The organism is Pseudomonas paraversuta, assembly GCF_904063065.1.
GTDB classification, from domain to species: domain Bacteria; phylum Pseudomonadota; class Gammaproteobacteria; order Pseudomonadales; family Pseudomonadaceae; genus Aquipseudomonas; species Aquipseudomonas paraversuta.
Genome location: NZ_CAJFCL010000002.1, coordinates 29,577 through 49,658, shown reverse-complemented (window position 1 = coordinate 49,658; position 20,082 = coordinate 29,577). Strand labels below are relative to the sequence as shown.

At 65.9% G+C, this 20,082-nt stretch carries 2 protein-coding genes; both read right to left on the bottom strand.

Annotated elements, in window-relative coordinates:
* Position 1: 1 nt before the first annotated feature.
* Positions 2 to 12,316, bottom strand: coding sequence for a non-ribosomal peptide synthetase (locus JQ845_RS03390; protein ID WP_203008300.1), 12,315 nt, complete (start codon positions 12,314 to 12,316; stop codon positions 2 to 4).
* On the bottom strand, positions 12,313 to 20,037 hold the full coding sequence (locus JQ845_RS03385) for a non-ribosomal peptide synthetase (protein WP_203008299.1): 7,725 nt from the start codon (positions 20,035 to 20,037) through the stop codon (positions 12,313 to 12,315). Before JQ845_RS03385 ends, JQ845_RS03390 begins: the two co-directional genes overlap by 4 nt.
* Between the last annotated feature and the right edge of the window lie 45 nt (positions 20,038 to 20,082).

Here is a 20,082-nt window from a genome sequence, read left to right as displayed (position 1 = left end):
CTCAAACCTCGATTTCATCCAGCCAGCGGGCCATGTCATCCAGGCGCTCGCGATGCTCGACCGCCGCAGCGAACAAATCGCCCGGCAGTTGTAGGGCCAACTTCTGCACGGTGACGTGATCGAAGAAGGCGTTGATCGGCAGGTGACAACCGTGGCGCTGCTGCAGTTGGGCACGCACTTGCATGACGCTCAGGGAGTGCCCGCCCAGTTCGAAGAAACTGTCGGTGACGCCGATCTGCTCCAGCCCCAGTACTTCGAGCCAGATGGCCACCAGCGCCCGTTCGGCATCGCTGCCCGGCGCTACATGGCCGCTGCTCGCGCCCTGCCCTTCGGGTTGCGGCAACTGCTTGCGATCCAGCTTGCCGTTGGCCGACAGCGGCATCGCCGGCAATTGCAGGAGGCGCCACGGCACCATGTATTCAGGAACGTGCTGACCCAGATGAAATTTAAGTGCCGCTTCGTCGATCTCAGTGCCGACCCAGTAACCGAGCAGTTGATTGTCCCGGGCTATCACCACGCATTCGTGCACCGCGGCATGGGCCAGCAACACTGCTTCGATCTCTCCCAGCTCGATTCGCTGGCCGCGCAACTTGACCTGATGATCCAGACGGCCCAGATAGTCGATGGCGCCATCGGCGCGCCAGCGCGCCAGGTCGCCACTGCGGTACATGCGCTCGCCGGGAGCACCGTAGGGATTGGCGACAAAGCGTTCCCCGGTCAACCCGGGACGACCCAGATAACCCCGGGCCAGATTGACCCCGGCGATGTACAACTCGCCGGCCACCCCCACCGGCACAGGATTCAAATCGGCATCGAGAATATGGATTTGCGTATTGGCGATCGGGCGCCCGATCGGCACGCTGTTGCCGTCCTCGCGGCAGGCCCATGACGTGACGTCGATGGCCGCTTCGGTCGGGCCATAGAGGTTGTGCAACTGGCTGGCAGTTTGCCCCAGCACCTGACGCTGCAACTCGGCCGGCAAGGCTTCACCGCTGCAAATAATCCGCTTCAGTGAGGTGCAAAGGGGCAGTTCTCCGGCAGACACAAAGGCCTGCAACATCGACGGCACGAAGTGCAGCGTGGTGATGCCGTGCTCGATGATCAATTCGCGCAATATCTGCGGATCACGGTGGGCACCGGGTGGTGCCATCACCAGGGCCGCGCCGCTGAGCAGCGGCCAGAAGAACTCCCAGACCGAGACGTCGAAGCTGTAAGGGGTTTTTTGCAGCACCCGGTCGCCGGGGTTCAGGCCGTATTCGGCCTGCATCCATTGCAAACGATTGAGCAGCCCGGCATGACGATTGCCGACGGCCTTGGGCTTGCCGGTGGAACCCGAGGTATACAGGCAGTACACCAGGTTTTCCGGGCCGATATCGACCTTGAGTGCAGTCTGCGGCTGAGTCGCCAGCGCCAGGTTTTCCAGTGCATGCATCGGTACCCCGGCAGCGCCGGACCAACTGTCCAGCAGGTGCGCCTGGGTCAGCAACAACGGGCTGCCACTGTCGGCCAGCATCCCTTGCAACCGCTCCCGCGGGTGGTCCGGGTCCAGCGGCAGATACGCGCCACCGGCCTTGATCACCCCCAGCAATGCCACCACCAGCTCCACCGAGCGTTCGGCACACACCGCCACCGGTACATCCGGGCCTACGCCCTGAGTTTGCAGCCAGTGGGCCAGTTGATTGGCCCGGGCATCCAGTTCGCCATAGCTCAGTTGCATGTCTCCATACACCAGTGCCAATGCATCGGGGGTGGCGCGCACCTGTTCGCCAATCATCGCCGCCAGGTGCGGATGCTCGGGGTAGCGGTTGGCGGTGGCATTCCACGTCTGAATCTGGCGGGTCTCGCCCGGGCTCAGCAATGTCAGGCTGGCCAGGGGCCGGGCGCTGTCTTCGAACTGTTGCAGCAAACCGCCAAGGTGCTCGCTGAAGCGCACCACGTCGGCTTCGGCAAAGGCGTCCCGGCGATAGCTGAATTCGATCTGCAACTGCGCACCGGCATGGATCACCAGGGTCAGCGGGTAGTGCGTGGTTTCGTGGCGCTGCAGCGGCGAGAAGGCCAGACCGCTGGCTTCGCCAAGGGCCTGTTCCACCGGATAGTTTTCGAACACCAGCAAGGTGTCGAACAGGGCCTGCCCGCCCTGCCCGGCCCAGCCCTGAATCTCGAACAGGGGCGTGTGTTCATGCTCGCGCAACGCGCTGTTGAAGGCCTGCAACTGGCGCAGCCAATCCCCGAGGGGCTGTTGCGCCGGCGGCGTCTGGATCACCGGCAAGGTGTTGATGAACAGCCCCAGGGTACGTTCGGCATCCACCAGTTGCGCCGGTCGCCCGGCCACCGTGGCGCCAAACGCCACCGTGGCCTGGCCGCTGTAGCGTTGCAGCAACAGGCTCCAGGCACCTTGCACCAGTGTGTTGAGGGTCACCCGCTCGCGACGGGCGATGGCCACCAGCCGCGCGGTCTGCTGCGCATCGCACTGCCAGTGGTGCTGGCGGTGACCACTGCCCACGGCTGCACCCTCGACGCTATTGGCCAGCAGGGTCGGCGCGTCCAGCCCGGCCAGACGCTCACGCCAGAAGGCCTGACGCTGGGCCGGGTGACGCTGTTGCAGCCACTGCAGGTAATCGACGAAACGCCCCGCCACTTCGGCGGGCGGTGTGCCCCGGTAGTGCTGCAAGACCTCGGCGATCAGCCGCGACGAGCTCCAGCCATCGAGCAACAGGTGATGACTGCTGAGGATCAATTGGTAGCGCTCATCCTCCAGGCGCACCAGCAACACCCGCAGCAAGGGCGCCCGGGCGAGGTCGAAACCGTCCTCGCGCTCTTCCCGGGCCAGATCCTCCACCGCCGTGACCCGGTCGCTGCGCTCGCGCCAGTCGAGCAGGCGCACCGGCGACGGCACGCTGCGGCGCACAGCCTGCAATGGCTGGTCCAGTCCTTCCCAGAGGAACCCGGTACGCAATACGTCATGCCGGGCCACGGTGCTGTCCCAGGCCTGGGCGAAGCGCGTGGCGTCGAGGCCGTCGATGGCCAGGCTCAACTGGTTGAGATAATGACTTTCGCCGGGGGCCTGCAAGGCATGGAACAACATGCCCTGCTGCAAGGGCGACAGCGGATAGAGCAACTCGGTATCGGCGGGCAGTTGCAGGCGCTCCAGGGCCTCCTGATCCAGCGCCGCCAGCGGGAAGTCCGACGGCGTGAAGCGTTGCGCGTCGGGGTTCAGGCAATGTTCGATCAAGCCTTGCAACTCATCCCGGCAAGCAGCGGCCAGACCCTCGACCCAGGCCCTGGACAGCCGCGCGCCGCTGTATTGCCAGTTCATCTGCAATTCACCCTGGCGCACCTGGGCATTGATGATCAATTCGTTGCCCAACGGTGCATCGGCCGCCTGATCGTCACCGCCGCGCTCGGCAGCGATGCTGAACAAGGCCTGGTGATCCAGGCCGCGATCGGTCTGGCCCAGGTAGTTGAAGGTGATCGACGGTTGCGCGGCATCAGCCAGCTCGGCGCGCACCCCGGGCTCGCCGAGATAGCGCAGCAAGCCGTAGCCCATGCCCTGGTCGGGCACCTGGCGCAGTTGTTCCTTGATCCCGCGAATCGCCACCCCCGCAGCCACGCCCGGGTCGGTTTGCAGGCGCACCGGATACAGGCTGGTGAACCAGCCCACGCTGCGGCTCAGGTCCACATCGCTACAGCCCGCCGGCACTTCGCGGCCATGGCCCTCGAGGCCGACCAGCAGGCTTTCGCCACCGGTTTCGCGCAGCACCACCCGGGTCAGAGCGGTGAGCAGCAGTTCATCGACGCGACTGCGATAGGCCAGCGGTGCGCGGGTCAGCAACTGCCGGGTCAACGACTGGTCAAGCCGCACCTGGCACTCGCGCACCTGATCGCGGCGGCGACTGCCCGCCGGGTCCAGCAAGGGCAGACTGACCGCCCCCGGGGCCAGGGTGGCGCGCCAGAAGTCCAGCTCGGCCAGACGTGCTGGTACCTCGGCCTGCAGCACTTCGCCCCAGCGCTGGAAAGCACTGCTTTTGTTGCCAAGATCCAGCGTCTGGCCGGCCTGCAGCTGGCCATAAGCGCGCTGCAAGTCTTCCAGCAGAATGCGCCAGGACACGCCGTCCACCACCAGGTGATGGGCGGCCAGCAACAGCCGCTGGCCATCTCCGGTGTCCAGTAACAGACCGCGCAACAGCGGGCCTTCACTCAGGTTCAAGCCGGCCTGAACAATGCTGCAAACGCTGGCCAGTTGCGCCGGGGCGCTGACCCGTACCTGTTCAAGGGGTACCGCCGCCGTGTCGGCGTGACTTTGCTGCCACACCCCCTGGGCGTCCCGGGTAAAGCGCAGGCGCAAGGCATCGTGCTGGGCCAGCAGCGCTTGCAGGGCGCGCTCCAGCAGCAGCGGGTCGAGGTTTTCCCGCGGTTGCAGCAATACCGACTGGTTCCAGTGCTGGCGAACCGTGATCGGGCTGTCGAAGAACCAGGCCTGGATCGGCGTCAGGGCCGCCGGCCCGGTCACCGGGCCCTGGACCCGGGCCACACTTGGCGCAACCCTGGCCACCTGGGCCAGAGCACGAATGGTCTGTTGCTCGAAAACATCCTTGGGGGTCAACAGCACCCCGGCCTGACGGGCACGCCCCACCAGTTGCAGGGAAACAATGGAGTCGCCGCCCAATTCAAAAAAGTTGTCGCTGGCGCCGACCCGCGCCGTACCCAGCAACTGCTGCCAGATCCCGGCCAGCACGGTTTCCACTTCGCCCAGGGGGGCGACGAATTCGCCGTCCTGCACCTGCCAGTCCGGGGTCGGCAAGGCCGCCCGGTCGAGCTTGCCGTTCGGCGTCACCGGCAACTGCTCCAGCCAGATCAGCCGGGCCGGAATCATGTAGTCCGGCAAATGCCCGGCCAGGGCCTGCTTGACCCGCGCTTCCAGGCCCGGCTCGGCGGCCGGGCTGCTGGCCACGCCATAGGCGACCAGTCGCGGGCCGGTGGGTGAAGGCAAGGCCAGCACCACGCACGTCTGCACCTGCGGGTGTTGCTGGATATGCGCCTCGACCTCCCCGGGTTCGATGCGATAACCACGGATCTTGATTTGCTGATCGATGCGGCCGACGTATTCGATCACCCCGTCGACGCCCCACAACACCCGGTCACCGGTGCGGTACATGCGCGCCCCCGGTGCGCCGAACGGGTCAGGCATGAAGCGCTCGGCGCTCATGGCCGGGTGGCGGTGATATTCCCGGGCCAGACCGCTGCCGCCCAGGTACAGCTCGCCACTGACCCCGGCCGGCACCGGCTGCAGGCGCGCGTCGAGAATGTAGGCACGCCGGTCGCCGACAGGACGGCCGATGGGTGCGTAGGCCGACAGGCAGGCCTGACTGGCCGGCACTTTCCACACCAGGGGGGTGACCACGGTTTCAGTGGGGCCATAGCCATTGATCAGGGTGCGCGGCGCCAGGGTCTGGCGGATCAGCTCGAAATTGGCCTGGGGCATGGCTTCACCGCCGAAGGAGTACAGATCCAGCGCCGGGGCACGGCCCCGGGCCCGGGCTTCGGCGGCCAGTTGGGTCAGATACACCGGCGGGAAGCCGGCGTTGGTGACCTGCTGCTCTTCCAGGGTCTGCAGGGTGCGCGCCGCAGACCACAGTTCTTCGTCGCGCAGCACCAGGCTGGCACCGCAGGTCAGTGCAGTCAGCCAGCGCTCATGGGCACCGTCGAAAGCAAAGGAGATAAAGTGGAACTCCCGGGATTCGGCGCTCATGTCGTACAGCGGCGCAGTGGCATCACAGTGCATGGCCAACGGGCCATGGGCCACGGCCACGCCTTTGGGCGTGCCGCTGGAGCCGGAGGTGTAGATCAGGTACGCGAGATTCTGGGCATGCACCTGAACCCCGGGCGCCTGATCGCTGTAGCTGTCCAGATCCAGTCGGTCGAGGTCGAGCATGGCCAGACCCGGGGTTTGCGGCAGGCGATCCAGGGCCATCCCCTCGGTGAGCAACAGGCTCATGCCGCTGTCGGCCAGGACGAAGCCCAGACGTTCGCGCGGGTAATCCAGAGCCAGGGGGACGAAAGCCGCACCGGCCTTGGCCACTGCCAGCAACGCCACCAGCAGGCGGTTGGAACGCTGCAAAGCGACCCCGACCCGAACCTCGGGTCCGATACCACGGGCGATCAAGGCATGGGCCAGGCGGTTGGCCTGTGCCTCCAGTTCGCCACGGCTCAACTGCTGCCCCTCGCAAATCAGCGCAATGCGTTGCGGATCGGCCGCAGCGTGGGCAGCAATACGCTGCTGGACACTGGTGAAGGCCGGGGCCGCGTAGTCCGAGCGGCTCCAGGCCATGAGTTGAGCCTGTTCGCCCGCGCTCAGCGGGCTGAGTGCGGCCAACGGCTGCAGCGCATCGGCACACAGGCCAAGCAACAGCTGCTGCAGGTGTCCGGCCAGGGCCTCGACCCGCTCCGGGGCGAACGCATCACGGCGGTAGCCAAAGGTGATGTCCAGGGTCTCGCCGGCGAAGATCGCCAGGGACAACGGATAGTGGGTGGCTTCAAGGGTGCTGGAGGCTTCGATACGCACGCCGCTGCGCTGGCGCATGGCGTGATCGACCGGGTAGTTCTCGAACACCAGCAGGCTGTCGAACAGGCTTTGGCCGCTGAGCCCCGCCCAACGTTGGATATCGGCCAGCGGAGTGTGCTCGAACTCGCCGGCATCGGCACTGCTGGCCTGCAGCTCGCGCAACCAGTCGCCCACCGGCTGTGCCGGAGCACCGCCAGCGATCACCGGCACGGTATTGATAAACAGGCCCACCACCGCTTCGGCATCATCCAGGGCCGCAGGACGGCCCGAGACCGTGGTGCCGAACACCACCCGGGACTGGCCGGTGTAGGTTTGCAGCAGCAGAATCCATGCGCCCTGCACCAGGGTATTGAGGGTCACCCGCTGGCGCCGGGCAAACTGGCGCAGGCGCTGGCTGTCTGGCGCCGACAGACCGCCACGGATCACCCCGTGACCGAGGGCCTGAGCAAGGTCCCGGGTGTCCCGGGGCGGCAGGCTCTGGGCCAGCAAGGTCGGGCCATCCAGGGTTGCCAGACGCCCTTGCCACCAGGCCTCGGCCGCCTGTTCATCCTGGGCGCCGAGCCAGGCGATGTAGTCGCGATACTGGCTGCGGGGTGCCCGCGGCCGTTCACCGGCGTAATGTTGCAGCACTTCGCCGATCAGTCGCGCGCTGCTCCAGCCGTCCAGCAGGATGTGGTGGAAGGTCCAGATCATCCGGCAGCGAGTGGCGTCCAGACGTAGCAACTGCACCCGTTGCAGCGGCAAGCGGTCCAGCACGAAACCTTCGGCGCGTTCGCGGCGGGCCCAATCATCCAGCTCTTGCTGGCTGAGCCCGCGGGCGTCGTGCAATTGCGCTACGGCCGGGCCACGGCGCAATACAGCTTGCAACGGCGTATCGAGCCCGCTTTCCCAGAGGAACAGGCTGCGCAAGGTCGCGTGTTGCTCAACCGTGGTTTCCCAGGCCTGCAGGAAGCGTTGCAGGTCGAGGCCTTCGAGCACCACGTCGATCTGGTTGACGTAGGCCGACCGGGCATCCCCTTGCAGGCTGTGGAACAGCAGCCCCTGTTGCAGCGGCGACAGCGGGTACAGGTCCTCGACATCGCGGGCCGCCAGGGGCAAAGCGTCGAGCCGGGCCTGGCTCAAGCCCGCCAGCGGCACATCGGCCGGGGTCAGCGCGGCGTTTTCCGGGATCAGACAATAGGCGCCAAGCAAGCTCAGCTCGGCGCGCAGGTCGTCCAGCAGGGCTTCCAGCTGCGCAGCGCTGTAGTGCCGGGCATCGGCGCGGCCGTCGAATTGCAACTGGCCTTCCACCAGGCGGGCGTTGAGGGTCAAGGCATGGCTCAGCGGTGCAGCATCGTCGCGCTGGCGGCCCTGGGGTTCGCCGGCCAGGGCAAACAGGCGCTGGCCATCGAGGCTGGTGTCGTACTGCCCCAGGTAGTTGAACATCACCTGTGGCCGCGGCTGTGCCTCAAGCAATGCCCGGGCAGACGCCGGGCCGAGATAGCGTAACGCGCCGTAGCCGATGCCCTTGTTCGGCACCTGACGCAGTTGTTCCTTGATCGCCTTGATCGCCGAGCCCAGATCCCCCGGGCCCGGGCTCAGACGCACCGGGTACAGGCTGGTGAACCAGCCGACGCTGCGCTCGATATCCAGGCCTTCGCCGAAAGGTGCGGGCAACGCATCGCGGCCATGGCCTTCGAGCTCGACGCTCAGGCCGTCCTGTGCGCTCTGGCGGCACAGGACCCGGGCCAGGGCCACCAGCAACAATTCATCCAGACGCGTGCGATAGGCCGCCGGCGCCTCTTTTTGCAAACGCCGGGTCAGTTCCGCCGGCAGGCGCAGGCGGCGCTCCACGGCCTGGCCTTCACAGCCCAAAGCCATTAGCGGCTGCCCTGCGGTCTGCGCGCACCAGTAGTGCAGTTCATCGAGCAGCGCCGGGCTGGCGGCGAATGCCTGCAAACGCTGGCCCCACTGGGCGAAGCTGGCGCCCACCGGTGCCAGGGTCACGCTCTGGCCGGCCGTCAGCTGGCGATAGGCCTGCTGCAAATCTTCCACCAGGACACGCCAGGACACGCCGTCCACCACCAGGTGATGAACCACGATCAGCAGGCGCTGGCTGCCATCCCCCAGGGTCAGCAAGGCGGCCCGCAGCAGAGGGCCGCGGCCCAGATCCAGGCTGGTCTGCAAGCGCTCGGCCTCGCGCAGGAACACCTCGGCGTCCGGGGCATCCACTTCCACCAGCCAGTCCTCGGCGCAGTGCTCGCTGTAGCCTTGTTGCCAGACGCCCATGGCGTCCTGTTCGTAGCGCAGGCGCAGGCTGGCATGCTGTTGGGCCAAGGCCGCCAGGCTGGCGCGCAGGGGTTCGACCTGCAGCGCCTGCAACGGACGCAATAACGCCGACTGGTTCCAGTGCTGACGCTGCGGGATATCCTGGCCGAAAAAATACTGCTGGATCGGTGTCAGTGGCGCCGGGCCGACCGTTACCGCCTGCTGCAGCTCGCCACCCTGGGTCACGCAGCGCGCCGCCCGGGCCAGGGCCGCCAGTGTCGGGTGCAGGAACAGGTCCCGGGGGCTCAGTTGCCAGCCGGCCTGACGCACCCGGCTGATCACTTGCAGGGACAGGATGGAGTCGCCGCCCAGTTCGAAGAAGTTGTCGCCAAGCCCTACCTGATCCTGGCCCAGCACCTCGGCCCAGATGGTCGCCAGGGTCTGTTCGATTTCGCTGCCGGGTGCCACATAGTCTTCGGTCACCTGCCCCTGGGGTTGCGGCAACTGCTTGCGATCCAGCTTGCCGTTGGCCGACAGCGGCATCGCCGGCAATTGCAGCAGACGCCACGGCACCATGTATTCCGGGAGGTGGCGGGCCAGATGGGCCTTGAGTGCTTCTTCCTCGATGGCAGCGCCCACCCAGTAGCCGATCAGCTTGTCGTCCCGGGCTATGACCACGCTTTCCTGAACATTGGCGTGGCTCAGCAACAGCGCTTCAATCTCCCCCAGTTCAATACGCAGACCACGCAATTTGACCTGATGATCGAGACGGCCCAGGTAATCGATGGCGCCATCGGCGCGCCAGCGCGCCAAATCGCCACTGCGGTACATGCGCTCCCCGGGAGCGCCGTAGGGATTGGCGACAAAGCGTTCGGCGGTCAGCGCAGGACGCCCCTGATAACCCCGGGCCAGATTGACCCCGGCGATGTACAGCTCGCCAGCCACGCCCACCGGCAGCGGATTGAGATCGGGATCAAGAATATGGATTTGCGTATTGGCGATCGGGCGGCCAATGGGCACGCTGTTGCCGTCTTCGCGACAGGCCCAGGAGGTGACGTCGATGGCCGCTTCGGTCGGACCGTAGAGGTTGTGCAACTCGCTGGCGGTTTGCCCCAACACCTGACGCTGCAACTCGGCCGGCAAAGCTTCACCGCTGCAAATGATCCGCTTCAGTGAGGTGCAAAGGGGCAGTTCGCCGGCAGACACAAAGGCCTGCAACATCGACGGCACGAAGTGCAGCGTGGTGATGCCGTGCGCGACAATCAGTTCACGCAAGGCCTGTGGATCACGGTGGGCACCCGGTGGCGCCATCACCAGTGTCGCGCCGCTGAGCAGCGGCCAGAAGAACTCCCAGACCGAGACGTCGAAGCTGTAGGGGGTTTTTTGCAGCACCCGGTCGCTGGCATTTAATCCGTATTCGGCCTGCATCCATTGCAGGCGGTTGAGCAACCCTACGTGGCGGTTACCGACGGCCTTGGGCTTGCCGGTGGAGCCCGAGGTGTACAGGCAGTACACCAGGTTTTCCGGGTTGATATCGACCTTGGGTGCAGTCTGCGGCTGGGTCGCCAGCGCCAGGTTTTCCAGTGCATGCACCGCTACATCGGCAGCGCCGGACCACTTCTCCAGTAAGTGATTCTGGGTCAGCAACAACGGGCTGCCACTGTCGGCCAGCATCCCTTGCAGACGCTCAAGGGGCAGATCCGGGTCCAGTGGCAGGTACGCGCCACCGGCCTTGATCACCCCCAATAACGCGACTACCAGTTCCACGGAACGCTCGGCGCACACCGCCACCGGTACGTCCGGACCAATGCCCTGGCCTTGCAGCCAGTGGGCCAGTTGATTGGCCCGAGCATCCAGCTCGCCATAGCTCAGTTGCGTGTCGCCATACACCAGTGCCAGGGCATCGGGGGTGGCACGCACCTGTTCGGCGATCAGGGCTGGCAGGCTCGGGTACTGCGGATAGTCTTCGCGGGTGGCATTCCAGCCTGTCAGTTGCTGTTGCTCCGCCGCTGTCAGCGGCTGCAGTTCATGCAGCGCGCGTTGCGGCTGCTCCAGCAATTGCTCGAGCAGGTACAGAAAATGCGTGTGCCAGGCGTGCACGGTGGACGCTTCGAACAGGTCGGTGGCGTAACTGAAGGTGGCCGTAATCTGACCCTGAGGGTTTTCCTCGGTGGTCAGGGCCAGGTCCAGCTGAGCGGTTTCGGCAGCCTGCTCCAGGCGCTCGAACACCAGCCCGCCCGCCTGCAACTGGCTGTCGCCGCGCTGCAAGTGGTTGTACAGCACCTGGAACAGCGGGTTGCGGCCAAGGCTGCGCTGGGGTTGCAGCGCTTCGACCAATTGTTCGAAAGGCAGGTCCTGATGGGCCTGGGCCTGCAACGCTTGCTCACGCACAGCCTTGAGCTGATCGATAAAGGATTGGCGGCGCGAGATCTGCAGCGGCCAGACCTGAGTGTTGACGAAGCAACCGATCAAACCCTGGGTCGCTTGCGCCTGACGATTGGCCACCGGGATCCCGACCCGCAATTGCCCCTGGCCGCACAGACGGCTGAGCCACACACCGTAGGCGGCCAGCAGAACCATGAACGGCGTGGCCTGTTGCTCCCGGGCGAACTGGCGCAAGCGGCTGCTGGTGGCATCGGGCAAGGTCTTGCCGACCCGCGCCCCGCGGTAGCTGGGCAAGCCGGGACGCAGGTGGTCCACCGGCAACTCCAGCACCGGTTCCTCACTGCCCAGGCGTTCGCGCCAATAGGCCAGTTGCTGCTCGCTCTCGCCGGACTCCAGCCACAGCCGCTGCCAGCGCGCATAGTCGCTGTATTGCACATCGAGGTCGGGCAAAGGGCTGGCGTCGCCCCCCAGGTGACGGGCATAACCGCTGGCCATTTCCTGGACAAACAGCTCCATCGACACACCGTCGGCAACGATGTGATGCAGGGTCACCAGCAAGGCGTGACGCTGCTCGGCGCAACGCACCAGACACAGGCGCAGCAAAGGCCCCAGGGTGAGGTCGAAGGGTTGTCGCGCCTGATCCTGGGCCAGGCGCATCAAGGCTGCGTCCCGGGCCCGGGGCGACAATTCGCTGAGGTCTTCGCGAGCGAACACCAGCCCGCACTCAGCGGCGTCATGTACCCGCACCCGGGGCTCGCCGCCCTCTTCGGGAAAGTCGCTGCGCAGTACTGCGTGGCGGGCGACGATATCGGCCAGGGCAGCGTCCAGCGCCGCCTCGTTGAGTTCCCCGGTGAGTTGCAGCCCGCCGGTAATGTGATAAGCGCTTGAGGTCGGTTCCAGTTGCCACAGCAGCCACAGCCGGTGCTGGCTGTAGGACAGCGCACCCGCAGCCCCGGCAGGTGCCGGGACTATTGGCAGACGCCGGGCATCGATGCCTTTTTCCCGCAGCTGTTGCAGGAACAGCCGCTGCTTTTCCCCTGGAAGAGCATTGAGCCGTTCGGCCAGCGGGCGCAACGGATCGTCACGGTGGCTGGGGCCTCGGGCTTGGCTCAGGTCATTCATTCAATGCGCTCCAGTTCATTCAGCAATTGGGTCATGGCGTCCACCTCATCTTCGGGGGCGTGCGCCGGAATGTGCTCCAGGTGCCGAGCAAGCGCCTCGACCGTCGGTGTTTCGAACACCGCGCCGAGGTGAATCTGTACGCCTAACTGGTGGCGAATCTGCGAGGCCAGGCGGGTCGCCAGCAGCGAGTGCCCGCCCAGCTCGAAAAAGTCATCCGTCACACCGACCCGCTCCACACCCAGCACCTCGGACCAGATTCTGGCCAGGGCGCGCTCGGCGTCATTGCGGGGCTCGACATAGCCAGTGGCAGCGGCTTGCGCCTCGACCTGCGGCAACTGCTTGCGATCCAGCTTGCCGTTGGCCGAGAGCGGCATCGCCGGCAATTGCAGCAGTCGCCACGGCACCATGTATTCAGGAACGTGCTGACCCAGATGAAATTTAAGCGCGGCTTCGTCGGCGTCGGTGCCGACCCAGTAGCCGAGCAGCTGATTGTCCCGGGCTATCACCACGCATTCGTGCACCGCAGCATGGGCCAGCAACACTGCCTCGATTTCGCCCAGCTCGATTCGCTGGCCGCGCAACTTGACCTGATGATCGAGACGACCCAGGTAGTCGATGGCACCGTCGGCACGCCAGCGTGCCAGGTCGCCACTGCGGTACATGCGCTCGCCGGGAGCGCCGTAGGGGTTGGCGACAAAGCGTTCGGCAGTCAGTGCCGGACGGCCCTGATAGCCCCGGGCCAGATTGACCCCGGCGATGTACAGCTCGCCCGCCACCCCCACCGGCACAGGATTGAGATCGGCATCGAGGATATGGATTTGCGTGTTGGCGATCGGACGCCCGATCGGCACGCTGTTGCCGTCTTCGCGACAGGCCCAGGAGGTGACGTCGATGGCCGCTTCGGTCGGGCCGTAAAGGTTGTGCAACTGGCTGGCGGTTTGTCCCAACACCTGACGCTGCAACTCGGCCGGCAAGGCTTCGCCGCTGCAAATGATCCGTTTCAGCGAAGTACAAAGGGGCAGTTCGCCGGCAGACACAAAGGCCTGCAACATCGACGGCACGAAGTGCAGCGTGGTGATGCCGTGCTCGACGATCAGTTCGCGCAAGGCCCGTGGATCACGGTGGGCATCCGGCGGTGCCATCACCAGTGCCGCGCCGCTGAGCAGCGGCCAGAAGAACTCCCAGACCGAGACGTCGAAGCTGTAGGGGGTTTTTTGCAGCACCCGGTCGCTGGCATTTAATCCGTATTCGTCCTGCATCCATTGCAGGCGATTGAGCAACCCGGCGTGGCGGTTACCGACAGCCTTGGGCTTGCCGGTGGAGCCCGAGGTATACAGGCAGTACACTAGGTTTTCCGGGTTGATATCGACCTTGGGTGCAGTCTGCGGCTGAGTCGCCAGCGCCAGGTTTTCCAGCGCATGCACCGGTACACCGGCAGCACCGGACCAGCTGTCCAGCAGGTGTGCCTGGGTCAGCAACAACGGGCTGCCACTGTCAGTCAACATGCTTTGCAGGCGTTCCCGCGGGTGATCAGGGTCCAGCGGCAAGTACGCGCCACCGGCCTTGATCACCCCCAGCAGTGCCACCACCAGCTCCACGGAGCGTTCGGCACACACCGCCACCGGTACATCCGGGCCTACGCCCTGAGTTTGCAGCCAGTGGGCCAGTTGATTGGCCCGGGCATCCAGTTCGCCATAGCTCAGTTGCGTGTCGCCATACACCAGCGCCAGGGCATCGGGGGTGGCGCGCACCTGTTCGGCAATCAAGGCTGGCAGGCTCGGGTACTGCGCATAGTTGAACCGGGTCGCGTTCCACTGCGAGAGCCGCTGCTGTTCTGCGTTATCGAGCATCTGCAACTGGCCAAGGCGCACCTTTGACGGCCCCTGCGCCTCGGCCGCCATGGCCAGCAGCAGGTTCTGCAAATGCTCACCGAGGCGCGCCACGCTGGCAGGGTCGAAGGCACTCAACAGGTAACTCAATTGCAGGTCCAGGGTGTCACCCGCGTGGATCACCACAGTCAAGGGGTAATGGGTGGTTTCCCGCGAAATCACCTGGCCGAATTGCACGCCGCTGCCGCTGCGCAGGGCGCTGTCCACCGGGTAGTTCTCGAACACCAGCACAGTGTCGAACAGCGCCCGGCCACCCTGCCCGGCCCAACGCTGGATATCGAACAGCGGCGTATGTTCATGCTCACGTACCGCCAGGTTCAGCGATTGCAAATCCCGCAGCCAGTCCCCCAGCAAGCGCTGCGGCCCGGGCGCCTGAATGATCGGCAAGGTATTGATAAACAGCCCCAGCACGCGCTCGGCATCGGCCAGGGCGGTCGGGCGACCGGCCACAGTGGCGCCGAAAGCCACGCTGCGCTGCCCGCTGTAGCGCTGCAACAACAGGCTCCAGGCACCTTGCAGCAAGGTGTTGAGGGTCACCCGCTCGCGTCGGGCAAACACCCCCAGCGCCGAGGTCACGTCCGGGGCCAGTTGCAGGCGCAGGTCACCATGCCCGCTGCGGGCCGGTACCGCCGGCAAGGCATCGGCCAGCAGGGTCGGTTGCTCCAGCTCGCACAGTTGCTGGCTCCAGAATTGCTGGCTCGACGCGCCATCCTGACGGCCCAGCCAGGCCAGGTAATCGCGGTAGCGGCTGGCCCCCGCCGCGGGCGTCTGACCGCGGTAATGCAACAGCACTTCTTCGATCAGGCGCGCCGTGGCCCAGCCATCGAGCAGGATGTGATGGCGGGTCCAGATCAATTGGTAGGCGCTTTCGCCCAGACGCACCAGCAACACCCGTTGCAGCGGTGGCCGGCGCAGGTCGAAGCCCTGATCGCGCTCGGCATCGGCCAGTTCGGCCAGTTCCAGGCGCGCCTGTTCGGCGCCGCGTTCGCGCCAGTCAAGATGGCGCACCGGCGAAGGTAACTGGCGGTGGATCCATTGCAGGGGCTGGGGCAAGTCGCCTTCCCAGGCGAAACCGGCCCGCAGGATCCCGTGCTCATGGCTGACCCGCTCCCAGGCTGCGGCGAAGCGCAGGCCATCGACATCGCTCAGCGGCACGCAGACCTGATTGACATAGGCACTGCCCGCGGCGCCTTGCAGGGCATGAAACAGCATGCCCTGTTGCAGCGGTGACAAGGGGTAAAGGTCTTCGAGGTCGGCGGCGGCCACCGGCAGTGCGTCCAGTTGCGCCTGACTGATGCTCGCCAGCGGGAAGTCCGAGGGTGTGACCCCGGCAGCGCCGGGGCTCAGGCAATGGTCGATCAGCGTGCCCAGGCTCGCCAGGTAGTCCTCGGCCAGACCTTGCACCAGCTCGCTGTCGAAACGCTCGCAGCCATAGCGCCAGCTCAGTTGCAGGCAGCCGTCGCGCACTTGACCGGTGATCACCCATTCGCTGTCGGCATCGGCACTCGGGTCCAGGGACGCACCGAGGTGTTCTCCGGCCAGGTCGAACAGGCCGTCGGCCAGGCGGCCCGGGTCGAACTGCCCCAGATAGTTGAAGGTGATTTGCGGCGCCGTGCGGCACGCCAGCCGGCGGGCCAGATCGTCCTCGCCCAGATAGCGCAACACGCCGTAGCCCAGGCCCTGGCCGGGCACCTGGCGCACTTGTTCCTTGATCGCCTTGATCGCTTCACCGGGTGCGCGGCTGCCGGGGGCCAGGCGCAACGGGTACAGGGCGGTGAACCAGCCGACGCTGCGGCTCAGGTCCAGTTGGGTCGGGGCATCGGGCCCCGGTGTGCGGCCGTGACTTTCCAGGAGGATGTCCAGTGCCGGCTGACCACTCCATTGGCACAGGGTACGGGCCAGCGCGGCCAGCAGCAGTTCGTCGATCCGCGTGCGATAGGCCGCGTGGGCCGTCCCCAGCAAGGCGCGGGTCCGCGCCGGGTCGAGCTGCACCTGCACCCGGGCCGTCGCGCCGAGGGCACGGCTGCCTTGGGGGCGCGGCACCCGCAACGGGGTTGCCGTGGTCTCGGCATACGCTTGCCAGTAGGCCAGCTCGCTGTCGCCCAGCCCTTGGCGCTGCCAGCTTGCCAGGTGCTCGCCCCAGGCCTTGAAGCTGCTGGTACGCGCAGCCAGATGCAGCGCTGAACCGGCCAGCGCCTGGGTATAAAGCTGTGCCAGATCTTCGAGCAGGATGCGCCAGGACACGCCATCCACCACCAGGTGATGGGCCACCAGCAACAGCCGTTGCTGGCCATCGCCCAGTTGCATCAGCACTGCCTTGAACAAAGGCCCCTGACCCAATTGAAAACCGCGCTGGGCCGCTTCGCATACGGCGCTGATCGCCTCAGGCCGGCTCAGGGTCAAGCACTCCAGCAACCCGGGGGCGTCGGTGCCATGACTGGCGCTCCACTGCCCGTCCAGCTGCCGGAACTGCAGGCGCAAAGCATCGTGGTGGGCGAACAGCGCGGTCAGTGCCTCATCCAGAGCAGCAGGCTCCAGGCTGTGCAGCGGGCGCAGCAATAATGCCTGGTTCCAGTGGCCCGCAACCGGCACCGCCTGGGCGAAAAAATGCGCCTGAATCGGGGTGACCGGGGCCGCGCCCTGAACCGGACCGCTGTCAGCGCTGGCCTGCTCCAGAGGCACAGCGACACGGGCCAGGGCAGCGATGGTTTGATGCTCGAACAGGTCCCGCGGATTGAGCTGCCAACCGGCGCGGCGCATCCGGCTGATCACTTGCAGGGACAGAATGGAATCGCCCCCCAGCTCGAAGAAATTGTCGCTGATCCCGACCTGTTCCTGACCCAGCACCTCGCCCCAGATGGTCGCCAGGGTCTGCTGGATTTCGCTGGCGGGTGCCACATAGTCTTCGGTCACCTGCCCCTGGGGTTGCGGCAACTGCTTGCGATCCAGCTTGCCGTTGGCCGACAGCGGCATCGCCTCCAACTGCAGCAAACGCCACGGCACCATGTATTCAGGAAGGTGGCGGGCCAGATGGGCCTTGAGGGCATCCTCCTCGATGGCAGCGCCCACCCAGTAGCCGATCAGCTTGTCGTCCCGGGCTATGACCACGCTTTCCTGAACATTGGCATGGCTCAGCAACAGCGCTTCAATCTCCCCCAGTTCGATACGCAGGCCGCGCAATTTGACCTGATGATCGAGACGGCCCAGGTAATCGATGGCACCGTCGGCGCGCCAGCGTGCCAGGTCGCCACTGCGGTACATGCGCTCCCCGGGAGCGCCGTAGGGATTGGCGACAAAGCGCTCGGCGGTCAACCCGGGACGACCCAGATAACCCCGGGCCAGATTGACTCCGGCGATGTACAGCTCACCTGCCACTCCCACCGGCACAGGATTGAGCTCGGCATCGAGAATATGGATTTGCGTATTGGCGATCGGGCGGCCAATGGGCACGCTGTTGCCGTCTTGGCGGCAGGCCCAGAAAGTGACGTCGATGGCCGCTTCGGTCGGGCCGTAGAGGTTATGCAACTGGCTGGCGGTTTGTCCCAGCACCTGACGCTGCAACTCGGCCGGCAAGGCTTCACCGCTGCAAATGATCCGCTTCAGTGAGGTGCAAAGGGGCAGTTCGCCGGCAGACACAAAGGCCTGCAACATCGACGGCACGAAGTGCAGCGTGGTGATGCCGTGCGCGACGATCAGTTCACGCAAGGCCTGTGGATCACGGTGGGCACCCGGCGGCGCCATCACCAGTGCCGCGCCGCTGAGCAGCGGCCAGAAGAACTCCCAGACCGAGACATCGAAGCTATAGGGGGTTTTTTGCAGCACCCGGTCGCTGGCATTTAATCCGTATTCGTCCTGCATCCATTGCAGGCGATTGAGCAACCCGGCATGGCGATTACCGACGGCCTTGGGCTTGCCGGTGGAACCCGAGGTATACAGGCAGTACACCAGGTTTTCCGGGGCGATATCGACCCGGGGCGCGGTCTGCGGCTGGGTCGCCAGCGCCAGGTTTCCCAGTGCATGTACCGGTACATCGGTAGCGCCGGACCACTTCTCCAGTAAGTATTTCTGGGTCAGCAACAACGGGCTGCCACTGTCGGCCAGCATCCCTTGCAGACGCTCAAGGGGCAGATCCGGGTCCAGGGGCAGGTACGCGCCACCGGCCTTGATCACCCCCAACAGCGCCACCACCAATTCCACCGAGCGCTCGGCGCACACCGCCACCGGCACGTCCGGAGCAATGCCCTGGCCTTGCAGCCAGTGGGCCAGCTGATTGGCCCGGGCATCCAGCTCGCCATAGCTCAGTTGCGTGTGGCCATACACCAGTGCCAGGGCATCGGGGGTGGCACGCACCTGTTGCGCAATCAGGGCAGGAAGGTTCGGGTACTCGGGGTAGCGGCTCGCTGTCGCGTTCCATGTAGCGAGCTGCGCCTGCTCGCCAGCGTCCAGCAACGGCAGGCTGAACACCGGACGGTCGGGCGCTGCGAGCATGCCCTGCAGCAGCTGGCACAGGTGCTGGCCGAGGCGCTCAATGGTCGGGGCGTCGTAGAGCTCAGTCACATACTCCAGACGACAATCGATGGCGTCTGGGCCGGCGATAACATCCAGGGTCAGGTCGAAACGCGCGCTTTCCAGCTCGACATCCAGCACCTCCACCTCCAGCCCCGGCAACTGCAAGGGCTGGGCGTCCCGTGAGTGGCGGAAGTTGAACAGCACCTGGAACAGCGCCGTGTGGCGCAGGTCGCGGGTCAGGTTGAGACCGTCCAGCACGCACTCGAAGGGAAAGTCCGAGTGTTCCAGGGCAATCCGGCTTTCATCCCGCAGGCGGCTGCACAGCTCGCGGGTGGTCAGTTGCGGATCGAGCCGGGCGCGATAGACCTGGGTGTTGACGAAGAACCCGACAATCTCCTGGACCTGGGCATGGCTGCGTGCGGCGTTGGGCACACCGACCGCGAAATCGCGCTGGCCGCTGTAGCGCGCCAGCAGTACTTGCCAGGCCCCCAGCAGTAGCACGAAGGGCGAGCAATGTTGCGCCCGGCACCATTCACGCAGCGCCCGGGCCACAGCGTCCGGCAGCCGGAGATCATGGCGCGCAGCCTGCAACCGTGGCGCTGCGCTGCGCGGGCGGTCGCTGGGCAATTCCAGCACCGGCACCTCCTGGCCCAGGTACTGGCGCCAGTAGCCCTGGCCTGCAGCAGCGCCCTGGCCAGCAAAGTGCTGGCGCTGCCAGGTCGCGTAGTCGGCGTACTCCAGGGACAAACCCGGCAACGGCCGGTCATTGCCGTCCAGAGCCGCGGCATAGGCCCGGCCCAGGTCGGCGATCAGCAACGGGTTGGACCAGGCATCGGCAACGATGTGGTGCAGGCACAACAGCAACACCGCCCCCTCGCCGTCGCACAACAGGCTGGCCCGCAGCAACGGTGCGCAACCGAGGTCAAACGGCACGGCAACCCGCTGGCGCAGTTCGGCTTGCAGGTCGGCGCCGGCCGCCAGGGTCACGCATTCAAGATGAAAATCCAAAGCGGGTTCGATGACCTGCAGCGGCTGCTCATCCACCAGCACGAAGCGGGTGCGCAGGCTGGCATGGCGCTCGATCAGGCGGCGCAAGGCGGCCTCCAGGGCCCCGACATCCGGCCGGCCCTGAATCCGCAGCGCCCGGGCCGAGTTATAGGCCGGGCTCTGTACTTCGTACTGCTGGAGAAACCACAAGCGGCGCTGGGCGAATGACAGCGGCGCCGGCCCCGGCTCGGTGCGCCGGCCCGGCCCGACGGGTGCGGCTGGCGCGTCATCATCAAGTAACAGGGCAAGCAATAGGTCGCGGTCGATATCGGTCATGGTCAATCCAGTGCGGAATAAAAAAAGCCGGCCTCAGCCGGCCTG

What these genes read in the sequence shown, in the direction of transcription:
- JQ845_RS03390 (WP_203008300.1), bottom strand. Translation starts at nt 12,316, where the DNA reads ATGAATGACCTGAGCCAAGCCCGAGGCCCCAGCCACCGTGACGATCCG.
- JQ845_RS03385 (WP_203008299.1), bottom strand. Translation starts at nt 20,037, where the DNA reads ATGACCGATATCGACCGCGACCTATTGCTTGCCCTGTTACTTGATGAT.